Annotated in this window: 19 protein-coding genes; 14 read left to right on the top strand and 5 right to left on the bottom strand. The window is 61.2% G+C overall.

Going from position 1 to position 20713, the window contains the following annotated elements; genetic code table 11:
• Position 1 precedes the first annotated feature (1 nt).
• From sctN to sctC, 4 genes are all read left to right on the top strand, one after another.
• Positions 2 to 1342 (top strand): type III secretion system ATPase SctN, encoded by a 1341-nt coding sequence (gene sctN, locus ACO1XS_RS07600; RefSeq protein ID WP_486390371.1) that lies wholly within the window; start codon positions 2 to 4, stop codon positions 1340 to 1342.
• 4 nt (positions 1343 to 1346) lie between these two features.
• On the top strand, positions 1347 to 1862 hold the full coding sequence (locus ACO1XS_RS07595) for a type III secretion protein (RefSeq protein ID WP_440559896.1): 516 nt from the start codon (positions 1347 to 1349) through the stop codon (positions 1860 to 1862).
• Between the two features lie 74 nt (positions 1863 to 1936).
• A complete protein-coding gene (gene sctT / locus ACO1XS_RS07590) occupies positions 1937 to 2758 on the top strand; it encodes a type III secretion system export apparatus subunit SctT (protein WP_331567141.1) in 822 nt (273 codons plus the stop codon).
• 218 nt (positions 2759 to 2976) lie between these two features.
• On the top strand, positions 2977 to 4815 hold the full coding sequence (gene sctC, locus ACO1XS_RS07585) for a type III secretion system outer membrane ring subunit SctC (protein WP_331567139.1): 1839 nt from the start codon (positions 2977 to 2979) through the stop codon (positions 4813 to 4815).
• Between the two features lie 73 nt (positions 4816 to 4888).
• On the opposite strand, the gene ACO1XS_RS07580 is transcribed toward sctC, so the two are convergent.
• The gene (locus ACO1XS_RS07580; RefSeq protein ID WP_331567137.1) at positions 4889 to 5878 is read right to left on the bottom strand and encodes a response regulator transcription factor; all 990 of its coding nucleotides are present in this window, start codon (positions 5876 to 5878) and stop codon (positions 4889 to 4891) included.
• Positions 5879 to 6459: 581 nt separating this feature from the next.
• On the opposite strand from ACO1XS_RS07580, the gene ACO1XS_RS07575 reads away from it, so the two are divergent.
• Complete coding sequence (locus ACO1XS_RS07575; RefSeq protein WP_331567135.1) at positions 6460 to 7572, top strand: aromatic ring-hydroxylating dioxygenase subunit alpha; 1113 nt, start codon at positions 6460 to 6462, stop codon at positions 7570 to 7572.
• 39 nt (positions 7573 to 7611) lie between these two features.
• Here the strand turns inward: ACO1XS_RS07575 and ACO1XS_RS07570 are convergent, their stop codons facing one another.
• On the bottom strand, positions 7612 to 8466 hold the full coding sequence (locus tag ACO1XS_RS07570; protein ID WP_331567133.1) for a DUF3455 domain-containing protein: 855 nt from the start codon (positions 8464 to 8466) through the stop codon (positions 7612 to 7614).
• Positions 8467 to 8482: 16 nt separating this feature from the next.
• On the opposite strand from ACO1XS_RS07570, the gene ACO1XS_RS07565 reads away from it, so the two are divergent.
• Together ACO1XS_RS07565 and ACO1XS_RS07560 are read left to right on the top strand one after the other, a co-directional pair.
• Positions 8483 to 8614, top strand: coding sequence for a hypothetical protein (locus ACO1XS_RS07565; protein ID WP_331567131.1), 132 nt, complete (start codon positions 8483 to 8485; stop codon positions 8612 to 8614).
• 207 nt (positions 8615 to 8821) lie between these two features.
• Positions 8822 to 9637, top strand: a complete 816-nt coding sequence (locus ACO1XS_RS07560; protein WP_486390359.1) for a CHAP domain-containing protein — start codon at positions 8822 to 8824, stop codon at positions 9635 to 9637.
• A gap of 315 nt (positions 9638 to 9952) precedes the next feature.
• Here the strand turns inward: ACO1XS_RS07560 and ACO1XS_RS07555 are convergent, their stop codons facing one another.
• Positions 9953 to 11158, bottom strand: a complete 1206-nt coding sequence (locus ACO1XS_RS07555; RefSeq protein WP_486390358.1) for a hypothetical protein — start codon at positions 11156 to 11158, stop codon at positions 9953 to 9955.
• Between the two features lie 372 nt (positions 11159 to 11530).
• Between ACO1XS_RS07555 and ACO1XS_RS07550 the strand changes: the two genes are divergently transcribed.
• The 3 genes from ACO1XS_RS07550 to ACO1XS_RS07540 all read left to right on the top strand — a co-directional run bounded on the left by ACO1XS_RS07550 (position 11531) and on the right by ACO1XS_RS07540 (position 12760).
• Positions 11531 to 11953 carry an HrpB1 family type III secretion system apparatus protein gene (locus tag ACO1XS_RS07550; protein WP_331567125.1) on the top strand — a complete coding sequence of 141 codons (423 nt, stop codon included), beginning with the start codon at positions 11531 to 11533 and terminating at the stop codon, positions 11951 to 11953.
• A 181-nt stretch (positions 11954 to 12134) separates the two neighbouring features.
• Positions 12135 to 12359 (top strand): hypothetical protein, encoded by a 225-nt coding sequence (locus tag ACO1XS_RS07545; RefSeq protein WP_486390357.1) that lies wholly within the window; start codon positions 12135 to 12137, stop codon positions 12357 to 12359.
• A 59-nt stretch (positions 12360 to 12418) separates the two neighbouring features.
• Positions 12419 to 12760, top strand: a complete 342-nt coding sequence (locus tag ACO1XS_RS07540) for an HrpB1 family type III secretion system apparatus protein (protein WP_486390356.1) — start codon at positions 12419 to 12421, stop codon at positions 12758 to 12760.
• A 38-nt stretch (positions 12761 to 12798) separates the two neighbouring features.
• Here the strand turns inward: ACO1XS_RS07540 and ACO1XS_RS07535 are convergent, their stop codons facing one another.
• A complete protein-coding gene (locus tag ACO1XS_RS07535; RefSeq protein WP_486390355.1) occupies positions 12799 to 13674 on the bottom strand; it encodes a helix-turn-helix transcriptional regulator in 876 nt (291 codons plus the stop codon).
• Complete coding sequence (locus tag ACO1XS_RS07530) at positions 13674 to 14717, bottom strand: helix-turn-helix transcriptional regulator (RefSeq protein WP_486390354.1); 1044 nt, start codon at positions 14715 to 14717, stop codon at positions 13674 to 13676. Before ACO1XS_RS07530 ends, ACO1XS_RS07535 begins: the two co-directional genes overlap by 1 nt.
• 286 nt (positions 14718 to 15003) lie before the next feature.
• Between ACO1XS_RS07530 and ACO1XS_RS07525 the strand changes: the two genes are divergently transcribed.
• The 4 genes from ACO1XS_RS07525 (at position 15004) to ACO1XS_RS07510 (ending at position 20698) form a co-directional block, all read left to right on the top strand.
• The gene (locus ACO1XS_RS07525) at positions 15004 to 15429 is read left to right on the top strand and encodes a hypothetical protein (RefSeq protein ID WP_486390353.1); all 426 of its coding nucleotides are present in this window, start codon (positions 15004 to 15006) and stop codon (positions 15427 to 15429) included.
• Between the two features lie 957 nt (positions 15430 to 16386).
• Positions 16387 to 18303 (top strand): flavin monoamine oxidase family protein, encoded by a 1917-nt coding sequence (locus ACO1XS_RS07520; RefSeq protein WP_486390352.1) that lies wholly within the window; start codon positions 16387 to 16389, stop codon positions 18301 to 18303.
• 270 nt (positions 18304 to 18573) lie between these two features.
• Positions 18574 to 19464, top strand: a complete 891-nt coding sequence (locus tag ACO1XS_RS07515) for a nitrilase family protein (protein ID WP_486390351.1) — start codon at positions 18574 to 18576, stop codon at positions 19462 to 19464.
• A gap of 58 nt (positions 19465 to 19522) precedes the next feature.
• Positions 19523 to 20698 (top strand): substrate-binding protein, encoded by a 1176-nt coding sequence (locus tag ACO1XS_RS07510; RefSeq protein WP_414720336.1) that lies wholly within the window; start codon positions 19523 to 19525, stop codon positions 20696 to 20698.
• Positions 20699 to 20713: the final 15 nt, after the last annotated feature.

Here is a 20713-nt window from a genome sequence, read left to right as displayed (position 1 = left end):
TATGAGCCCGGACGTCTCAGGCCTCGACGTCGAGCGGCTGACCGAGGCGATCGAGCACGAGATCCTTTCGAGTTCGCCGGTCGAACGCACCGGCAAAGTACTCGAGGTGATCGGCACGCTCGTGAAAGTGGCCGGGCTCGATGTGACGCTAGGCGAGCTTTGCGAGCTGCGCGCAGCCAACGGAACGTTGCTCCAGCATGCCGAGGTCATCGGCTTCACGCGCGACGTTGCGTTGCTTTCGCCGTTCTCCCGCCTGGCGAACGTGTCCCGTTCGACGCGGGTCGTCGGCCTGGGGCGACCGCTCTCGGTCAAGGTGGGAGACGCGCTGCTGGGCCGAGTCATCGACAGTCTCGGGGAGCCCATCGATGGGCTCGGCGCCATCGAGGTCGACGACGAGCGGCCGATTTTCGGCGATCCCCCCCAGCCGATGAGCCGCCAGTTGATCGAGGCGCCGCTTGCCACGGGAGTACGCGTGGTCGACGCGATGATGACGATAGCGGAAGGGCAGCGCATGGGTATCTTCGCTCCTGCCGGTGTCGGCAAGAGCACGCTGCTCGGCATGTTCGCGCGCGGCGCGCAATGCGACGTGACCGTGATCGCACTGATCGGCGAGCGCGGCCGTGAAGTGCGTGAGTTCGTGGAGCAGATCCTCGGGCCCGAGGGCATGGCGCGTTCGATCGTGGTGTGTGCGACCTCCGATCGTTCGTCGATCGAGCGCGCGAAGGCGGCCTATGTTGCGACCGCGATTGCGGAGTATTTTCGCGATCAGGGACGGCGCGTGCTGTTGATGATGGATTCGTTGACGCGCTTTGCGCGCGCCCAGCGCGAGATCGGACTCGCAGCCGGCGAGCCGCCTGCTCGCCGCGGTTTTCCGCCGTCGATCTTCGCGGAACTGCCGCGCTTGCTCGAGCGCGCGGGGATGGGTGCCACGGGCTCGATCACGGGGCTTTATACGGTGCTCGCCGAAGACGAATCGGGCAACGACCCGATCGCCGAAGAAGTACGCGGCATATTGGACGGGCACATGATCCTGTCGCGCGATATTGCGGCGAAGAACCAGTATCCCGCCATCGACGTTCTGGCAAGTCTGTCGCGCGTGATGCCTCAAGTCGTGTCCAGTGAACACGTGCGCGCCGCGGCGCGCGTGCGCGAGATGCTCGCGAAATTCCGCGAGGTCGAAATGCTGCTTCAGATCGGCGAATATCAACCCGGCGGCAATCCGCTGGCGGACGAGGCGATCGAAAAGAACGACGCCATTCGTGCGTTCTTCGCTCAATCGACCCAGGAGTATGCGTCGCCGGACGATACCGAGGCGCACCTGTTCATGCTGGCCGATCGCTGACGCAATGGAGCTGGCCGCCATCGCCCGGCGTATTGCGGCGCTCGAACGAACGGTATCGCGCCGGCGCCGGCTCGACGAGACTCTGACGGCCGAACTGTCGGCTCGCCGTGCCGAGCAAAGCCAGGCACAGCAGGCGCGCGACGAGAAGGCGTCCGAGGTCAGCGAGAAAGCCGGGCAGTTGCAGCAATACTACGACCGGATCGCCCGGATGATGAGCGGCGGCTCGGTTGTTTCGGTGACCGAAATGACGTCGACGATGCGCTACGCGGATGTAGTCGCGGAGGGGCTGCGCGCGCTCGAAGGCGAGCTGCAGCAATACGAGGCGGATCTCGCCGACAAGGTGCAGCAAGTCGCGCATGCCGTACGTGCCGTAGCCAATAACCGAGGACGGATCGATTTGTGCAACGACAGGATCGACGAATTGCGACGCGGCGAAACCATGCAGACCACCGACGCCGCCGACGAGGAAGCGGAAGAGGCTGCGCTCGCCAGGGCACGCCTTGCCGCGCAGTCACGATGATGCGGCACGGCAAGTCGAACAACGGATAACGAACACATGAACGAGGCGATTGCCGCAAACGCGCGCCCCACGAGATGAACGATCTACTTTATCTACTCTCGTCGCCCGAGACGAACCCGGTTCGCATCCTGACCTTGCTGGGCTTGTCGTCGGTGCGGCTCTATGTGGTGTTCTCCATCTTTCCGCCGACCGCGGACGGCGTCCTTCAGGGCGTGGTGCGCAACGGTATCGTGCTTCTCTTCAGTTCGTTCGTTGCCTATGGGCAGCCCGTCATGGTCATGGAGTCCCTGAGCAGCACGTTCATGATCGTGATGGCACTGAAAGAGGCCATTATCGGCCTCGTGCTCGGCTTCGCCGCTTCGACGGTGTTCTGGGTAGCCGAATCGGCCGGAACGTATATCGACGATCTCACGGGCTACAACAACGCACAGATGACGAACCCGTTGAGAGAGGAGTCGGCCACGCCGACTTCGATTCTTCTTTCGCAAGTGGCCGGCGTCGCGTTCTGGGTGCTCGGCGGCATGACGTTCCTGCTTGCGGTCGTCTACGAGTCGTTCAACTGGTGGCCGATCATCTCCCGAGCGCCGGTGGCGACGAACGTCATCGAAAGCTTCGTGCTGCACCAGACCGATACGCTGATGCAGACCGTCGCAAAGCTCGCCACGCCGATCATGTTCGTACTCGTGCTCATCGACGTCGCGATCGGCTTTGCCGCCAAAAGTGCGCAAAAGCTCGACCTCGCCAATTTGAGTCAGCCAGTCAAGGGAGCGGTGACGGTCTTCATCCTCGCGCTTTTCGTCGGCATTTTCGTGAACGAAGTGAAGGATCAACTCGTTCTCAAAGGGCTGGCGGAACAGTTGCGCGCTATCGCTACGTCAATGGCCGCGGGCAAATGATGCCGTGCGCTGCCGCACTTGAACGCATGAATCTCAATCCTTCTCAAATCGGGGCGCGAACTCAGATTTGTTGAAGATGTGCGCAGTTCACCTCCGCTACATTGATCTCACGCGAGCAGCGGCCATCCTCTCATGAGGGGGGGGCGCCCGTCTTTCACGAGACGGTCATCTGCCCGCGCGCACGGTACGGGGATGTCAACCTTCGATGATCGGATGCCATGAAAATAAAACGGCTCGTTCGCGCTGCCTGCGTGGCGGCATATCTCTCATGTTCTCTCGCTGCTTCGCATGCGTACGCGGCGCCCATCCGCTGGCACGGCTCGATGGTGCATTTATCTGTCGAAGGCAAGGAACTGAAGGACGTATTGCGCGACTTCACCGCCGGACAAGGTGTGCCCGCAACGATTTCGAACGATGTGCACGGCACGGTGACGGGTCGCTTCGATATGTCGCCGCAGCGGTTTCTCGACACACTCGCCTCGACGTTTGGTTTCGTCTGGTTCTACGACGGCAACGTACTGTCGATCAGCGACGCGAACAGTGTTACCCGGCAGGTCGTCAAACTCGACCATGCGAGTACCGAAGACTTGAAAGGTGCGCTGGAGCAGTTGCGGATCAGCAATCCGCGCTTTCCGATCACCTATGACGCGACCCAGGGCACCGCGCTCGTAAGCGGTCCCCAGCCGTATGTTCAGCTCGTTGCCGAAATTGCACACCGCCTCGACGATCGCGCGGGCGAACGTCTCGGTTCCTCGGTTCGCGTTTATTCGCTTCATCACGCATGGGCCGACGATCACCAGGTGCAGATCGACGGCAAGGCCATCACGGTGCCCGGTGTGGCAACCGTGCTTTCGCGCATGTATCACCCACAAGGCAGCAGCGACACGCTCAACGGCTCGACCGGTCTCGACGGCGGCCGTCCGGCAAAAGCCCCGACGATGCAACGCATGCAACCGATGCAGGACGTGACGGGTTCAACCACGGGCGGTGGATTCGAAGGCGGCATCAATCCGCCTCTGCCGCAGTCGATGAACGGTGTGAATGCACCGCAGCCAGGCTTGGCCGGCCTGCTCAACGGTATGGCGGCGGGCGGCGCGCCATCGACGATGCCTTCGCTGCAGAACTACACGCTCGCGTCGAATAACGGACCGATGGGCGATGCCGATAGTTCGAACGGGATCGTCGGCAGCAAGTCGCTTCCCGTCATCGAACCCGATCCGCGCACGAACTCGGTGCTGATTCGCGATGTCCCGCAGCGGCTTTCACAATATCAGGATCTCATCGATCGGCTCGACGTCAAGCCGAAGCTCATCGAAATCGAAGCGCACATCATCGAGATCGACGATACGGCGCTCAAGCAGATCGGAGTCGACTGGCGTGCCCATAACAGCCACATCGATTTTCAGACCGGCAATGGCACGACGCAGCAAAACGGATACAACGGCAACATCAATCCAGTCTTCGGCACGCAGACACTGCAAGACGGCACTACAGTCATCAACACGTCGCCGGTCGGCGCATCGCTCACAGCGGTGCTGGGTAACGCGGGTCGCTATCTGCTCGCACGCGTCAACGCATTGCAGGAAAGCAACCTCGCGAAGATCGATGCGAGTCCGAAGGTCGCGACGCTCGATAACGTCGAGGCTGTCATGGATCACAAGACGCGCTTTTTCGTGCGCGTGTCGGGCTACACGGCAGCGGATCTCTATAGCATTTCGACCGGGGTGTCGTTGCGGGTTCTGCCGATGGTTGTCGAGGAAAACGGCCAGCAGCAAATCAAGCTCAAGGTCAACATTGAAGATGGGACGGTTACCTCACAGCAGGTCGACAACATCCCGATCATCACCACGAGCACGATCAACACCGAATCGTTCGTCAACCAGGGCGAGAGCCTGTTGATCGCCGGATATCGCGTCGACAGCTCGACCAACGGCGAGACGGGCATTCCATTGCTGTCGAAGATTCCGTTCCTGGGGGCCTTGTTCCGGTATCGTTCGCATGAAAATAGCCATATGGAGCGGCTCTTCCTGCTCTCGCCTCGCATCCTGGATTTCTGACGCGAGACACGCCGATGCGGCGCGCACCGAAGCGCGCCGTCTCGTTGGCGGCGCGCGGAAGAAGGGTCTGCCGTCAGTGGCCGTCGCGGCCACGCACCGGTTCACTCGTGCCGAAGGTAATGGCGCGCGACGGGTTACTCGAGGCGCATGCACTCAGCACATCGCTGCAGTCTTCTGCGGACCACGCGCGGGCGCTGCGTGCCATTTCGCTGTCGGCCGGATGCAACTCGGCGCGGGACGAGCCGAGCAAGGCAAAGCTGTCCGCCGGAGTCGGGGCCAGCGCCTCGACCTGCAGCATCGATGCAATTGCCGAGAGAACGTCGGGCGTTTGAGCGATCCCCGGTGCCGATTCCTCCGAGGCAACGCGCGTATCGCCCACTTCCTTGGGAAGCTCGATCTCGACGCGGTAGCCGTGTGCGTACATCGTGCGCAGGCGCACGCCGTGCGACCCGTTCAAGCTGAGCTTCTTGCGCAGCTTGTAGATATGCTGTTCCAGCGTGCGTCCGACGATATCCTCGGAGCTGCTCCATACCGCGCCGGCGATCTGGCGGCGGCTCACGTATTCGCCGGGACACGCGAATACGAGCCATGCGATGGCGAACTCGCGGGACGTCAGCCGGACCGGCTCGTCGTCGACCCAGACCGTACAGGTGCGGCGGTCCAGCAGATAGGAGCCGCATTCCAGGCGATCGGCCGTTTCGGCCGTTTGAAGCGGTTGAAAACGGCGTACCGCGAGATGCACGCGCAATACGAGCTCGGCCGAGTTGATCGGGCACAGCACGATATCGTCGGCGCCGGCGTCGAACAGCTCGACGATGTTCTCGCGATTTTGATGGGCGCCCACGACGATGAGCGGCGCGCGCCGATCCGCGTAACACGAGCGTCTCGCCAGCACCGGGCGCATAGGATTCATGCCGGTCTCGGCGTCGATCAGGATGGCAGTGTAGTCATCGCGGTAGATGGCGCGCGCGAACACCACCTCGTCCGAGAACCGGGTGCATTGCGCGCCGTCCGGCTCGAAGCACTGACAGATCAACTGGAAGAGCGCTGTGCTTCTGGTCATGACTGCAAGTTTCATCTTCCCTCCAGTGGTTCCGGTCGCACGATGTGCTCGCACGAAGGGAAACTGCATTCCGGCTAGAAAAGACTCCGAATAGCCGGACAGTAAACGTTTAGACGTCCTTAGGATGTAACGTTTTGTTTCATTCGAATTGACGCATAAGCTGGCTCAATGATAATTCACGAACCTTGAAAGAAATGAGTTCGAAAATCCGTAGATTCGGTGCGTACCCGGTCGCCAGACTCCGAGATCGCATGTGCCATGGGAGATGAACTGAAAAGCATGCGCGGGGAAGCGACCCGAGCGGCCGAGCCCCTGTTCTTCAAGGGCAAGTCTTTCAAGGTCGAAAGGAAGGCAAGGGGGGGAGGAGGCGGCGATAAAAGGGAAGGAGCCGAGGAAGTCAATCCGCGAGTTCGTAGTATTGAGCTAATTGCCGATTTGTCGCTTACGGGTCCGTAAAAAGCGTTTGCCTGTTTTTCGCGTACCGTTAATGCGTGGAATAAGGGGGGCATGTCGATGAAACCGGTTGTCCGCCGCATTTTCACAAAAAGGGATGTCGTCGGGAGGCGAGTGTGGCTTTTTTGATGAACGCATGGTACGTCGCGGCGTTCAGCGATGAAATCAAGGTCGGCAAGGTGCTTGCGCGTACGCTCGTCGGCTTGCCCGTTGTGTTGTACCGCGATGACGCCCGCAAGATCGTTGCGTTGGACGATCGGTGCCCTCATCGGTTCGCTCCGTTATCGCGCGGACGGGTTGTCGACGGCGCGATCGAGTGCCCCTACCACGGCTTGCGCTTCGGCTCCTCGGGTGCTTGCGTCATGAATCCGCACGGGAATGGCCGACTGCCGGAAGGTGCGACCGTGCGTTGCTATCCCACGCGGGAGCGATATGGCGCGATCTGGTTCTGGCCGGGTGAAGCATCACGGGCCGAAAGCACCCCGTTGCCCGATTTCGAGTTCGTCGATCCCCGCCGGAATTTCACGAGCACCGGTTATCTGCTCACGCGCGCGAACTATCAATTGAGTTCCGACAATGTGCTCGATCTCAGTCATCTTCAATTTCTGCATCCGAATACGCTCGGCAGCGAGCACATCGCCGCGGCGCAAGTCGAGTGTCTCGTCGATGGGGACTCCGTCTCGGTGACGCGCAGGATTGCTGAAGAGGCGCTCGCGCCTTTCGTCGCACGAGCGTTTAAAGTGGCCGATGGGGCCCTGGTCAATCGGCAGCTCGACGTTCGGTGGCAGCCGCCCGCGTTGCACACGGTCAGCATGCGTATTTGCGAAACGACGCTTTCCGACGAGTTCGCACGTGTGAGCCATTCGGCGCACTGGCTGTCACCCGAGACGGAGCGGAGCACACATTACTTCTATGTTTTCGGGGTGCCTCATCAGGCCGGCCTGGAGGGCGCGGCGGAGCTGCGCGATGGCGTCGAGGCATTGATGACGCCGTTTCGCGACGAAGATCTGCCGATGCTTGAAGCGCAACAGCAAGTGATCGGCGATCGAGATTTCTGGTCGCTGCGGCCCGTTATGCTGCCCATCGACGCCGGCGCGGTCCGCGCGCGGCGCATCCTCGAAAGGCTGATCGCCGCTGAAGCGCAAACGCAAATCGCCGATGCGGCGCGCATCGAGCCGGCCAGTCGTAAAGAGCGCGTTGCCGGCGCGCTCGGCGAGGACGCCGGCAGGCTCGTGACTTGACGAAGCATCGCGTTCGGGACGCACACGGCGTCCTATCGGTTACGGCCTGATGTAGAGGGAGTCGAAGAACGTTGGCATGCCGGCTACCGATGGTTCCGACACTGAAGCAATGGTCAAAATCGGGGCGGGCGAAGATGCCGAAACGGCTGCGGGCGCTGCTATCGGCGCTGCGGCGATGGGGCTGGAAGCGGCCGCGTTGGGAGACGATGCCGCAGGCGCCGAAGGCGTCGACGCAGGTGCTGCCGTTCGTGCGCCGGCGGCCGACGAAAGTGGCGTTGCCACCGGTGTCGTTGTCGGCACCGGCGCCGTCGCGCTCTCGGGAGCCGGCGTCGTAGGAGGTTGACCCGTGGCGGGCCGATAGACCAGATACGTTGCGGAGAATGGCACCAGAAGGGAGATGCCTTGCTGGGTGCAATGCGTCTGCGGCGGCAGTCCGCCGCGGGTGCGCACCTGCTGAAGCGATGTGACTTTGGCGAAGCGGCCGGTGTCTTTCTCGGTGCCGCTCGTGCGCCGTGCAACGATCAGTTCCCACGGAAGCGCGTCGGTCGCGACGATTTCCTGCGCCGCGACGCGACCGGACACATAACTGCCGTCATAAGCAAGGAACCGCGGGCCGGGGACGATGGTGCCGACGTTGCGCCGCGCCTGGTCGACCAGCGTAGCCTCGGAGCCCTTGCGAACCCACGACAGCTGAGCGCCGTCACGGCGGCAGTTATAGAACGTCTCGCCGACGGCCGTTAGGACATCCTCGAGCACTTCCTGTGGCGGGGTGCGTAGCGATTCGGGGAGTGCGGTGTTCGCAGGTGGGATGTCGCGCGTGGCGCATCCGGCGAGCGCGCCGGCCAGCATGGCTGCCAACGCGGCCAGCCGCAACGGCGGCGTCATGTGGCTCATGCGCGTCGAGCGGTCAATGAACAAGGCGCCATTGCTACGGGGTTTGCGAATCATCGACGAACCGTATGCGGAAGGTATGGCCGAGCATACCTGCAACAACCTCGGCACGGTGTACCTCCGACGCGAAAACATGTACGGCAACGCGTAGCGATATCGATGCGAAACATGAGCGAAGCGCGCACGGTGCGTAAATTCGTACCCGCTTGCGTGCCGCTTCGTTTTGCCGCACATCGCTGCGCGTAGCGATGTGCGGCTGCTTCCGCCTTCCGTAGAGTCATGTGAGGAGACGCCGCGCGCGGATGGCGCATCGGTGTGCATTTTTTGGATGTAATGGCTTCACGGACGGAGTATCCGTATGAGCGCAGCTACGTTGACGAGCCCCGTGCCCGCTGTATGGCCGACCTACCACCCGGTTGTACCTCGCCCCAGAAATGCGAACGCCAATTCGCCGGCTGCCTATGGCAACCCTCAATTGAGTGGCGGCGATGCCGGTGCGGCTACCGAGCCCAACTCGGAGCTCGCGATGTTCATTGCTTTGATGATGGACATGATCATGGAACCGGCGATGTCGAAGCTTACCTCGGTCGGTGGCGACGATGACGAGGGTGGCGACGATGTACCTGTGCCGATGAGCGCAACCGGCATATTGATGCCGCTTTTCATCCAGGCGGCGCTGGCTAACGCTCAAGCCGGAGGCACGGGTGGGACCGGCGATGCCAATGTGGGTCCTATCAGCGGGAGCAATCCCGCGGGCATCGCGGAAAGCGTGAGGGGGCAATCCGCGGCCCAACTGATGTCGAGCCAGCGCTTGCCGATGCATCAAGGCGTCCCGACAGACGTATGCTGCGCGAATTTCGTTTCGGCATGCCTTCAAAAGGCTGGACTCCTTTCGTCGTCGGAGCACACCGACAGCGCGCCGCGCTTGAAGAGTACGCTCCAGGGCAAGGGCTGGCACACCGTCAGTCGCTCACAGGCCAAGCCGGGCGATGTATGTTTCGTTCTCGATAGCAGCGGTACGCCTGAGCACGTCGAACTCGTCGCGAAGAACAACAACGGCTCCATTACGCTGATTGGCTCGAACAACACGCAAGGCGGTAGCGGACCGCAGGTGGTTTCCAACGACACCTATACCGGTAACAGGGGCAATGTCGTGTTCCTGAGTCCGCCTTGAGCACTTATTAAGACCGTGCCGCCGCAGGTCTGCGACGAAGGCCTGGACTTCGCTGAGGTCCGGGCCTTTGCTCGTCTTTTCGGGCGCGCTCGGGAATAGATACGAGAGAGAGTAACAGCCGCTGAAACTGAAATAGACTCGGCTTGACCTAAGGACGGGCAACGCACGCGGACACGTAGGGCGTCCCTTGGCGCGAACGAGCCAATTCAGCCGGGCGAGGGAGTAGGGGAAGGGGAAGCAGAACCGACGATCGCTCGACGGAATGGCCCGGCTGCAGCCGGAATCATCCCGTCGTAGCTATTACTGGTCAGGTAGTCAGGCGGACTCGACGTCCGACTGTGAGGCGTCGGCCAGCGGAATCGGCTGGATGTTCGGCTGCATCTGCAGTGGGAAGAAGCTCGGGCTACGGGGTGCAGGGATAGCGCTGGCGGATTGCTCGTAGGCTTGCTGGGCCGGCGTGAGATCGCCTGCGTTGACGGTAACCTCGGAACCGAACGTGACATTGCCATTGCCGTCGGGCAGATGGTGCATATAGTCCAACAATCCGTGGCTGGTGCCCGCTATCAAGACACCGGCGTCCTTTCGCCCTTGCTGCGACGAATTCATCGTGATCTTGCCGCTTTGCTGATCGAGCGTGCCGACCTCTGTGCCGTGATCGTAGAGGTTGCCTTGGCCGTCCTCCTGCAAATCCAGCTCCTTACCGTTTGCCGTCGTGAGCTTTACGTTGCGCAAGCCCAAGGCATCGGGCTGGCCGACTTGAGGAACGGGATATCCAGCCGGTGTGCCCCCCGGCAACGGTTGGCCGGCATTCGATGCGTTCTCGTAGGCTTGCTGGGCCGGCGTGAGATCGCCCGCGTTGACGGTGACCTCGGAACCGAACGTGGTGTTGCCATTGCTGTCGGGCAGATGGTGGAAAAAATCCAAAAATCCGTGGCTGGTGCCCTTTCTCAACAAGTCGGCGTCCTTTCGCCCCTGCTCCGACGAATTCATCGTGATCTTGCCGCTTTGCTGATCGAGTGTGCCGACTTCTTTGCCATGATCGTAGAGGTTGCCTTGGCCGTCCTCCTGTAAATTCAGTTCCTTGCCCTTTGCGGTCGTGAGCTTCACGTTGCGCAAGCCCGCGGCGTCGGGCTGGCCGGCCTGAGGCACACCCGACTGGCCGCCCTCCAGCGAGGCAAGATAGCGTTCGGCTCCGTCGGCAACGCTCGGATAGCCTCCTGACTGGCCGCCCTCCAACGAGGCAAGGTAGCGTTCGGCTCCGTCGGCAACGCTCGGATAGCCCCCTGACTGGCCGCCCTCCAACGAGGCAAGATAGCGTTCGGCTCCATCGGAAACGCTCGGATAACCTCCTTGTGGCATACCTCCGCCAAACACATCGAGCGAAGCAAGATAGCTTTCGATGTCGCCACCGTTGGTCGCCCCGGTATCCATCCTGGCGCTCGTACCATAAGGGCTCGTGTTGTTCAGGAAGTGGGCCGTTGTGGAGTTCGGGGCCGTAATGGATGGGGCTGAAGTTGTCATGGCTGTCTCACAATTGATCGAATTGATCCATCTGTTCGAGGAACGTCCAGAACCGCAAATTGGATGACTTCAGGCGATAGGGTAGGGGAGACGGGTTCGCGTACGCGAACCGATGCGAAGCGAAGTGCCGGCATCCGAAGTTTTTCGCATCGTGCATGAGTGAACCGATACGAGTTGGGGCAGTGAGTTCGTCCTATCTACTCGAACAGGTAGGCTTGCAAAGCCTTCGAACTTCGCGTGGGCGGCGACGGCTTCGCGTCACCCAACGGCGCGCGTTGATGTCAGCGAGAGAATGCAGCGCAACAGGGGCCGGATAGGAGAGGCCGCTGCCGGCTGTGAACCTGTCGGCCGGGTACCCATCGGGGCTGAGCCATGTCGAACACTCAATGCACTCCTGCGGTGTTGAATTTCCTGCTGACGATTTTCGCAGGCGCGTTGCGCACGCAGGCTCATGCGGAGGCGGAGGAACTGCTGCTCGCGTTGCGCGTCGTCCATCCGAAGCAGCTCGTTGTCGACCTGTGCGAGGTCCGGCTGCTCGTCAATGCGCAACGCTGGGTCGATGCCTTGCGCCTGCTGAGGCAGATCGAAGCGCAGGGGCACGGCTCGCCCGTGGTTTCGGCACTGGAAGGATGGTGTTTGCACGTGCTGGGCGACGAGGCTTGGCGCCGCTGCGTGGCGGATGTCGTGAAGAGCAGCGATATCACCGGTCTCACGATCGCGAGCAAGTTTCTTGAAGTTACCGAGGAGCCGCTCGCGGAGCATATCGCTCGGAAAGTCGGGGCAGAGTACCTCTAGAAGTAGATGTTGTGTTGCATCGCTGGGCAGGGCGCGATTCGCATCTTCGTACATGGCTTCGCACTCGGCGGCGTGAGTACCGATCCGCGAATTACATTGGGCGGTACGCGTGCCGAAGGCTATAGAACCTGCCGGCTTTTTGAATCGAGCGCCTTCTTTCATTTCGCAAGAGGAGAGTCACATGGGCTTACTAGACGGTTTGGGGAACATCGTGGGCGGTGTTTTGACACTGAACCCAGGCAAGGTGGGAGAGGGTGTTGCGGACGTCGTCAAGACCCCTTTCGATATGGCGCAGTCGGCGCTGGTGAGCCGTGATTCCAATTCGCTCACTGGTGGTGGCGGCATGGGGCTGAACCCGAGCTCCCTGAACGCACTGTCCGGCTCCGATTCCAGCGGGCAATTCTGACGGACGCGACCGGTCCCATGTCGACGGATACGACCCGCCAGTCCGAAACCGCACCACTCGTGAAGGCGCTCGTCGAAGCGATTGAGTCCAATCGTCTCGACGATGCCGATGCGCTGCTGACGCAGTTGTACGACGTCAATCCGGATGCCCGCGAGGCGTTGGCTTTTCCAACGGTGATTGCGATCCGGCGCGGGCGCGCGCTGGAAGCGCTGCAACACATCAATAGTCTGCCCGACGGGCGCTGCGATGAACTCAAGGCGCTTTGCCTTTACGCACTCGGCGATCCAATGTGGCATCGCTATGCCGAGGAAAGGGTGGATGATCCGGATCCCTTCGTGCGCGAGGCAATGCGGCAGTTGCTAGGCCGCGTCGACGCTCAGCCTTCCCTCACATCCCAGTGAATATTAGCGGTGCAGCGCAGTCGTAACTGCTGCACCGCTTATTCCATACCCGCGAGCTCGCTGACCGTTCCGGCGATATACGCGAGCTGTACGCGGTTGTGCGCTCGGAAAAACGTCAGCAGTTGACGCACATGCTGCGCGACGCGATGGGGCTGCAGCCCGATGCTCGCAGCGATCTCGCGATCGCTCATTCCTTCGGTCACGCATTGCAAAATCGAGCGCTGAACTGCGCTCAGGCCATCCGCGCTGATGCGCGAGAGCAGCCTGCTCGCGTAGGGCGAAACCCATGTATGCAGGCCGATCGCAATGGCGTAGGCCGTGCCGGCCGTCGTATCGGCGATCCACGATCTCCCTGCCTGGGAACTCGATAGGACTGCGAAGCATCGCTCGAGCGGATTGGCGGTGCCGATACCAAGGCACACGCCGCTGCGCATACCGGCGGCATTGGCCGCATCGGCGAGATGCTGGATGCGCGAACCGCGTAGCGGCGCCGGCGCCATCGCCGCCAGGCTGTCGACATCCCAGAGAAACGGCCATTCGATGCGGCACGCGATGTCCAGACGCGGATCGACCGCGAAAAAACTCTCGTTGCAATAACGCGCGGCCCATCCGGGCGGCGAATAGCTGTCGAACCATGCGAGTTCGACGACGCGTTGCCCGATGCGCAGCATCCGGCAATAGCAGAGCCAATCGAAGCCGGCGCGCCGCAAGACATTGCGTACGAGATTGCGCCGCTCGCCGCTATCGGCGGTCTCCGTGAGCTGCTGCGAGATCTGGCCGAGCGATGCATTTCGAGGGACGAAAAGCGGCGACGGACGTGCGGCCGCGTCGGCGGCGACATCCTCGTCATCAAAAAACACGACATTCGCCGAGGCAGCTTGTGCGGTCTTCTGGCGGCTCGTTATGGTGTTCATCACATCACTCCCAGGCGACCCGCCATATAGGCGAGCCGCGCTCGATTGGTGACGCCGAAAATTTCGCGCAGGCGACGCAATTGATAATCGACGTTATAGAGCGTCATGTCCAGCCGCCCGGCGATTTCCTTGTCGGACAGGCCATCGGCGACGAGCGCGAGGACGCGTCGCTGCAGCTCGGACAGCGCGCCGCCCGAGACATCCTGGTCGATCGCCCGAACGTAGGCCGAGCAGCGCTGCTGCACCGAAAGCCCAAGTGTGATCGCTTGCACGAGTACGCTGTCGCTGATCCAGCTCGCATCGGCGTTATAGGCCGAAAGACTCACGACCGCGCACAGCGAGCTGCCTGGCACGCGCATCGACAACGCCATCCCGCTGATCTTGCCGTCGGTATGCAGCAACGTGAGCCAGTCGCGATACGAACTCGGTCCCGGTCCGGAGCGCCAGAGCCTGACCAGTTGCTGAATGTCCCATACGCAAGGCAGGGGACTCGCCATCAGCGCCTTGAAGCGTTCGTCGTTGAGGTAGTGCCCATCGTCGAAAAACAGCGAATGCGGCGGCGAAAGGTAGCTCTCCATCAGATAGATGCGCTCGGCCTCGCCGGAGGGCGAGAGCCGCACCGCGAAGTAGCGCATCGAATCGAACCCGATCGCACGGATCATGCTGCGTAACAGGCGCGACTTTTCGTCGGCCGTGACCGCGGCGCCCAATTCGGACGCGATATGCGTGTCCGCCCCGAGTTCCTCTTTCGAAACGTATCGCTGCATGTCCGCTTCGCGAAAGCGGACGATCTGGGCGCCATGTGCGACGGAGTGACTTGACCTGCTGACTGACTCCACACGGAATCCTTTGGTATCGAGTGTTTCTCGAGGGCGCGCTTCGCCCTTCGTCGTCATGACTTTTTGGCCGCTCGTCTCCGGCGGTTCGAACGGACTCGCGGACAAGCCGGTGCGAGTTGTGCCGGTTACGCGGTCCTTGGAGAGAACATCGGCATGAATCGGCAAACATTGCTGAACCGAAGGCTGAACATGTTGAGATGCCATGCAAATAGTTCCTTCAATTGCACCATTCCCGTCGTTCCGGTGGATCGAATGCGATGAGCCGCGCTCCCGCGCCTGCGAGCGAGCTTGCCAGTGGAAGTTGTTCGGCCATGTTGCAGCGAGTGCCGACGGGATTGCCGTACCGGAATGGGTGCCGGAACGGCAGGAAGTCTAACAAATTCCATTCACCACGCATACGATAGACGAGGACAAGCATAGACAAAACGGGCCGTCCAGAGCGAATGCTCTAAAGACCCAACGGGATGACACTGGGCATTGACCGCCTCGCATGCAGGCGATCGAGATCAGACCGACCGCGCGCCGCTTGGGCGTATGCGCCGAAACGCGGCGCGGGCGGGATGGGCACCGCACCGGTTCAGTTGATCGTTCGGGGAAATGCAACGGACCTGAAGTCGCTCCGCACGTCGAGCGCTTGCTAGGGATGCTGCAGCTACGTGCAACTTTACTGCCGCTTGCCCCCACGCGAGGCCCGCATGCGAACTCGTGCTCATTGCAGCGCAAAAATGAAATGCCAATTGGCTGGGAATGTGCTTGGAATCGATTCCGCATCGCCGGTAAGCGATCGGCTCGTGCCTTCAACGCGCATTTCGTATTTCAGATGATTTCTTCGCATCTGAAATTAAGCTGGATTGCGCCTATTTCGCATTTTTATACGTTGGTTCGTGTTCAATGTCTTCCGGGTGATCGCGAGTAAGTGCTGTCAATGTAAATAAGAAAAAGACGAATGACAAAGCGAGGTATGCATGCGAAGACATAATGCTTGAAACGAAGAAGGTGTTACGGAAAAACCTCTAGACCCTTTGCGGACGGGTCTTAGCCGGCCGTGTCCACATCGATGGCCGGCCCCCGTCACGTTCGAAGCGCCGTTTCGGCTGATAATTCATAATCAGCCGAGCGTGACAAAAGTTGGTGGATGTATAAAGACGCGCGGAAACACTTCGTGTTTCTGGTTGAATATTCGGACTGTAATCGATTGTAGGCTACCGCTTCTGGTTTGATATGCGTACCGCATAAAGATTCGTTGTCGATGTCCGCGAGATTGCGGCGTCATGGCGCGCCAATTAACCCAAACCAGGAGTAGACCAAAATGAGCACTTTCCGTCCGACGTCAGGTATCAATTCAACGACCCCTGCGGCGGTGCCGCAGGCCGATGCTCCGTCCGGTGAGAGGATTACGCCGACCGCAACTTCGCGCGCGTCGGGCGGTCCACAGGCGCGCCGCACGGCCGTTAGCCCGGCCGCGCCCGGCGCCACCTCACGCTTGCATCAAACGCTTCCGAGCCAGACGCTCAGCGCGGCTGCGAAAGCAAAGGAAGCGGCGTCCGCCTGGCCGTCGGCCAGAATCGATACGAAATCATTTCTCCGGGGGATCGAGCGCACGGACCGCGCTGCGGCGAAGCAGGCTTCGGCGGGCTCGGCACCGCCGCCGTGGAATGGGTACGAGGCACTGCCGGCCGAGGGCGGCCGCCCGCTCCCGCCGCTCAATCCGCAAACCGTTGGCTGCTATTTTCGTACTCCGGCGGGCAAATGGCCGCGCGAGCGCGCGGAACTCGCACCCGCGGTCATACAGAATCTGCGCAAGCTGGACGACACGGAACCGGGCAAGAAAGTACAACAATTGCATCGTGAGATTACGCTTCACTGGCATTGCTTGTCGGAGGCCGAGCAGGGCTACGTGCTGGAGTCGGTTGGAACGCGACAAGCTCATTTGCTCGGTGACACGACCCAGCCCGCTACGTCCGAGGAGGCTCGCACGCCGGTTCGCGACTGGCTCGAGCACACGGTCGTCAACATGGATCAGCAAAGCGCCGGGCGTCTTTTCAACGTGTGTAGCGAGGCGGCGCAGCGCAAGCTCATGATGCCGTTCAAGGCGGCGGGGGACGACAATGCGCTCAAAACGCTGCTCAAGGAGCGCTTCACCGATCTGCGTATGACCCAGCCCGAGCATCATGGATATGACTACGCGGGCTTTCTGGAGGCCACCGACTTTCGCGTCGCGACGCTCGATGCCGACGTGGCGAAGACACTGAGGGTGGGCATTGTCGGTGGTGGACCGGCCGGCATCACGGCGGGGTACCTGTTGCACCGCATGGGCGTGAAGCCCAAGATTTTCGAGCAGGCTGACACGATCGGTGGGCGGATGGCCACGGACACATGGACGCACCCGGACGGCACCACCGCGGTCTTTCACCCTGGGGCGATGCGCTTCTCTCCGACAAATCTCCACCGGACCTTGGCTGAGCGCTTCGATCACACATTTACGCCGTTCCCCAATCCGAACACGGTATCGACGACATACATCATCGGTAATGAGGTCTACAAGACCGAGCCCGGTCAGGAAGTCGCGAATCCGGAATTGAGAAAGGTCTTCGATCAGGCGAATGCTGCCATGAAATCGCTTACCGAGCCGATCATGGCGGCGCGCGATGCGGGCGATACAGCGCTGTTCTACGAACTTTGCGATCAAGCCACCAAAAAATTCGATGGCTATACTTTTCGTGCCGGTCTCGAGCATCTCCTCGCGGAGCAGGGGATCGAGTGGAGCGAGAGGGATTGGTTGATATTCGGCACTGTCGGTATCGGTGTCGGCGGATATAAAGGGTATTTCACCACGTCGTTTCTCGAGGAATTCCGGTTCATCATCGACGGGCGTCTTGTGGATCACGAGGGCCTGGTCGGCGGAGCGGATGCCCCGTTTCACAGCATGATTGCGGACGAGACGGACGGGCAATCGCTCGCCGCAGAGGGTGCCATTCATCTCAACACCGAGGTCACCGAGATCAAGAAGAAGGACGGCGTGTACTACGTGACCTCGGTCAACAAGAAGACCGGGGAAACGACGATCGAAGAGTTCGACCAAGTATTCTTCACGGGCAGCCCGGCCGAAGCTGCCCACATGGGTCTCACAGGCCCACAGGTGGATTCGGAGCGGGTGATGCCGGACGAGATCGGCGTTGCCATGGAGCAGGCGAACATCGTCGGCGCGACCAAGGGTGCCATTGCAATTCCCAGGGAAGCGTTGGAGGCGGCAGGTCCGCTCCCGGGTAACATCCAGGCAAGCAGACGGTTCCAGCAAATGTATCTGGTGCCGGATGGTAACGGTGGTGCAGTCCTTTATTTCACCTATAGCCTTGGCGACAACACGCCGAAGGTATCGGCGACGAGCGGCGAGGAACAGCTTCAATTGGCTATCAGAGATCTGAACAACCTGGCAGCGGAGGATTCGGACGACCCTGCGCGTCAAGAATTGGCGAACCTGGCGAAGCTGGCTACACAGTACCAGCACACCATCAAGTTCATCAATTGGAGCGCGGAGCATCCTTTTCATGGCGCATTCAAGATGGATGCGCCCGGGGATCTCAGCAACACGAGGCGGCTCTTCAATGCTTCGCTTCGTCAGCCGTCGGACGGACTCATTTGCATCAATGAAGAAGCGAGCGCTGAGGGCGGCTTTGTCCCGGGCGCGATTGCAAATGCCGTCAACGGCGTGCAGGAGATGGCCATGCGACTCGGCGGAGACCTGCCATCGAACCCGCCATACAAGATGATGGACCTTCACAGCAATTGATGGATCGATGCGAGTGGCTGCCTCCCGAACGTTGTGGATGGTGAATGAACGGTGAGTCCCTGCATCGGGCCAACGCAGGGCTTACCCCTAGAAATACTCAAAACGCTTGACAGCGACAATTTGAATTCATAAATTGGCCCACATCGAATCGCCATGTGTCCATGACGATTCCACGGCAACGCTGCCGTGCTACAGATGGAAGGCTACGTAGCCCCCGAACTTGCGTCCAACGCTGGTTCGGGGGCTTTTTGCTTTTGGAGACGAAAAACGATGTCGCAGGAAAAGTCCGCAGCACCCGGCATGGAAGGCCTCGTCATTGCATGCGTGCAGATGGAGCCACACGTCGGAGCGAAGCACGATAACGTGACGCGCGCGGTTCGATACATCGAGACGGCCGCCGAGCACGGCGCGGCGCTGATCGTGTTGCCCGAGCTCAGCAATAGCGGTTATGTTTTCGCAGACCGCGACGAAGCCGTCTCGCTCGCCGAAACATTGCCCGACGGCGAAACCGCGCAGGTCTTCGGCGAGACGGCCCGGCGGCTAGGCGTGTATATCGTCGCCGGTATCGCGGAACGCGCGGGCGGGCACCTCTATAACTCCGCACTCTTCACCGGTCCCGCAGGGCACATTGGCGTCTATCGCAAGCTGCACCTCTGGAACAACGAGAAGCGCTTCTTCGAGCCTGGCGACCGCGGGGTGCCCGTCTTCGATACGCCGCTCGGACGCGTGGCCATCGCGATCTGCTACGACGGCTGGTTTCCCGAGACTTATCGCCTCGCGGCCATGCAAGGTGCCGATATCGTCTGCGTGCCGACGAACTGGGTGCCGATGCCCTCGCAGCCCACCGATCGTCCCGCGATGGCGACTACGCTCACGATGGCCGCCGCGCACAGCAACGGCCTGGCGATCGCTTGTGCGAACAGAGTCGGAACGGAGCGCGGTCAGCCGTTCATCGGCCAGAGTGTCATCGTAGGCGGCGACGGATGGCCGCTCGCGGGGCCCGCGGGCCGCGAGAGCGAGGAGGTGCTCTATGCCACGATCGATCTGGCGCGCACGCGCGCGCAACGCACGCTCAACGAATTCAACCACGTCATGCGCGATCGCCGCGCGGACGTGTACGACCCGATGCTGGGCACGGGCTGGCCCGCGTCCGACGTCTGACGGTATGTATGCCCACACCTGCATGTTTCCGCAACCCACTACTACGAAAGGAAAGTCCATGGAGCCCTACAAGATCAGATTTCTCGCCGCCGCGAGCGCGGTGATTGCCGGCATGTGCGCTTGCTCGAGCGCGTTCGGTGCCGACGCCGGCCCGATCAAGATCGGCGTCGCGGTCGGGTTATCGGGAGCCAACAGTGTCGTGGCGCCGGCCGTCGTCCAGTCTTCGCAACTGGCCGTCGATGAGATCAACGCGGCCGGCGGTATCATCGGTCGCAAGGTCGAGCTCGATATCGCCGACGATGCGTCCGACGCGGTCGGCGCGCAAAAGGCCTACGACAAGCTCGTGTTCAAGGACAACGTCGACGCGATCATTTCGATGGAAACGAGCGCTGCGCGCAACGCCGCACTGCCGATCGTGGCGCGGGGCAAAAAGCCGTTCATCTATACGTCGTTTTATGAAGGCCGCTCGTGCAATCGGTGGATGTACGTCAACGGCTGGGTGCCGGACCAGCAGGTCGCCCCGGTGGTCGATTACTTCATGAAGAGCAAGGGCGCGAAGACGTTCTATCTGGTCGGCAACGATTATGCATTCGGCCGGGGCATGCTCGACTTCACGGCGAAGTACATCGCCGCGCATGGCGGCAAGGTCGTCGGTCAGGAGTATCTGCCGATCGATGGCACGGACTGGACGCCGATTCTCTCGAAGATCCGCGCGGCGCATCCCGACGCGCTGATCAGCGCGACGGCCGGCGGCGCGCCGAACGTTGCGCTGGCCAAGCAGTTCAAGGCGACCGGGCTCACCATGCCGTATGGCAATCTGGCCATCGACGAAGGTACGGCCAAGGCCATGGGCGACGTAGCCTCCGGGATGTACATGTCGGGCTCGTATCTGACGAGCATTCCGACGAAGCAGAATCGAAGCTTCCTCGACGGCATGAAAAAGAAGTTCGGCGGCGAGATGAAGACACCGAACGAACTGTCCGAGCCCCAGTACGAGGCGTTCTTCCTCTATAAGGCGGCTGTCGAAAAGGCCGGCTCGACCGATCCCGACAAGGTCGTCAAGGCACTCGGCGAAGTGTCGTTCGAAGGGCCGCGCCAGCGCGTATCGATGGACAAGAGCCGGCATACGCCGCTTGCAATGCAGCTCGGGCAGATTCAGACCGACGGCTCGGTGAAGATTCTGCAAACTTTCAGCGACGTGGATCCGGGCGATCAATGCCCGAAGCTCAAGTAGGCTGGTCGAAAACGA

The organism is Trinickia sp., from assembly GCF_057351765.1.
The sequence above is the reverse complement of the archived record's forward strand: the minus strand, read 5'-3'. Positions and strand labels throughout refer to the sequence as shown.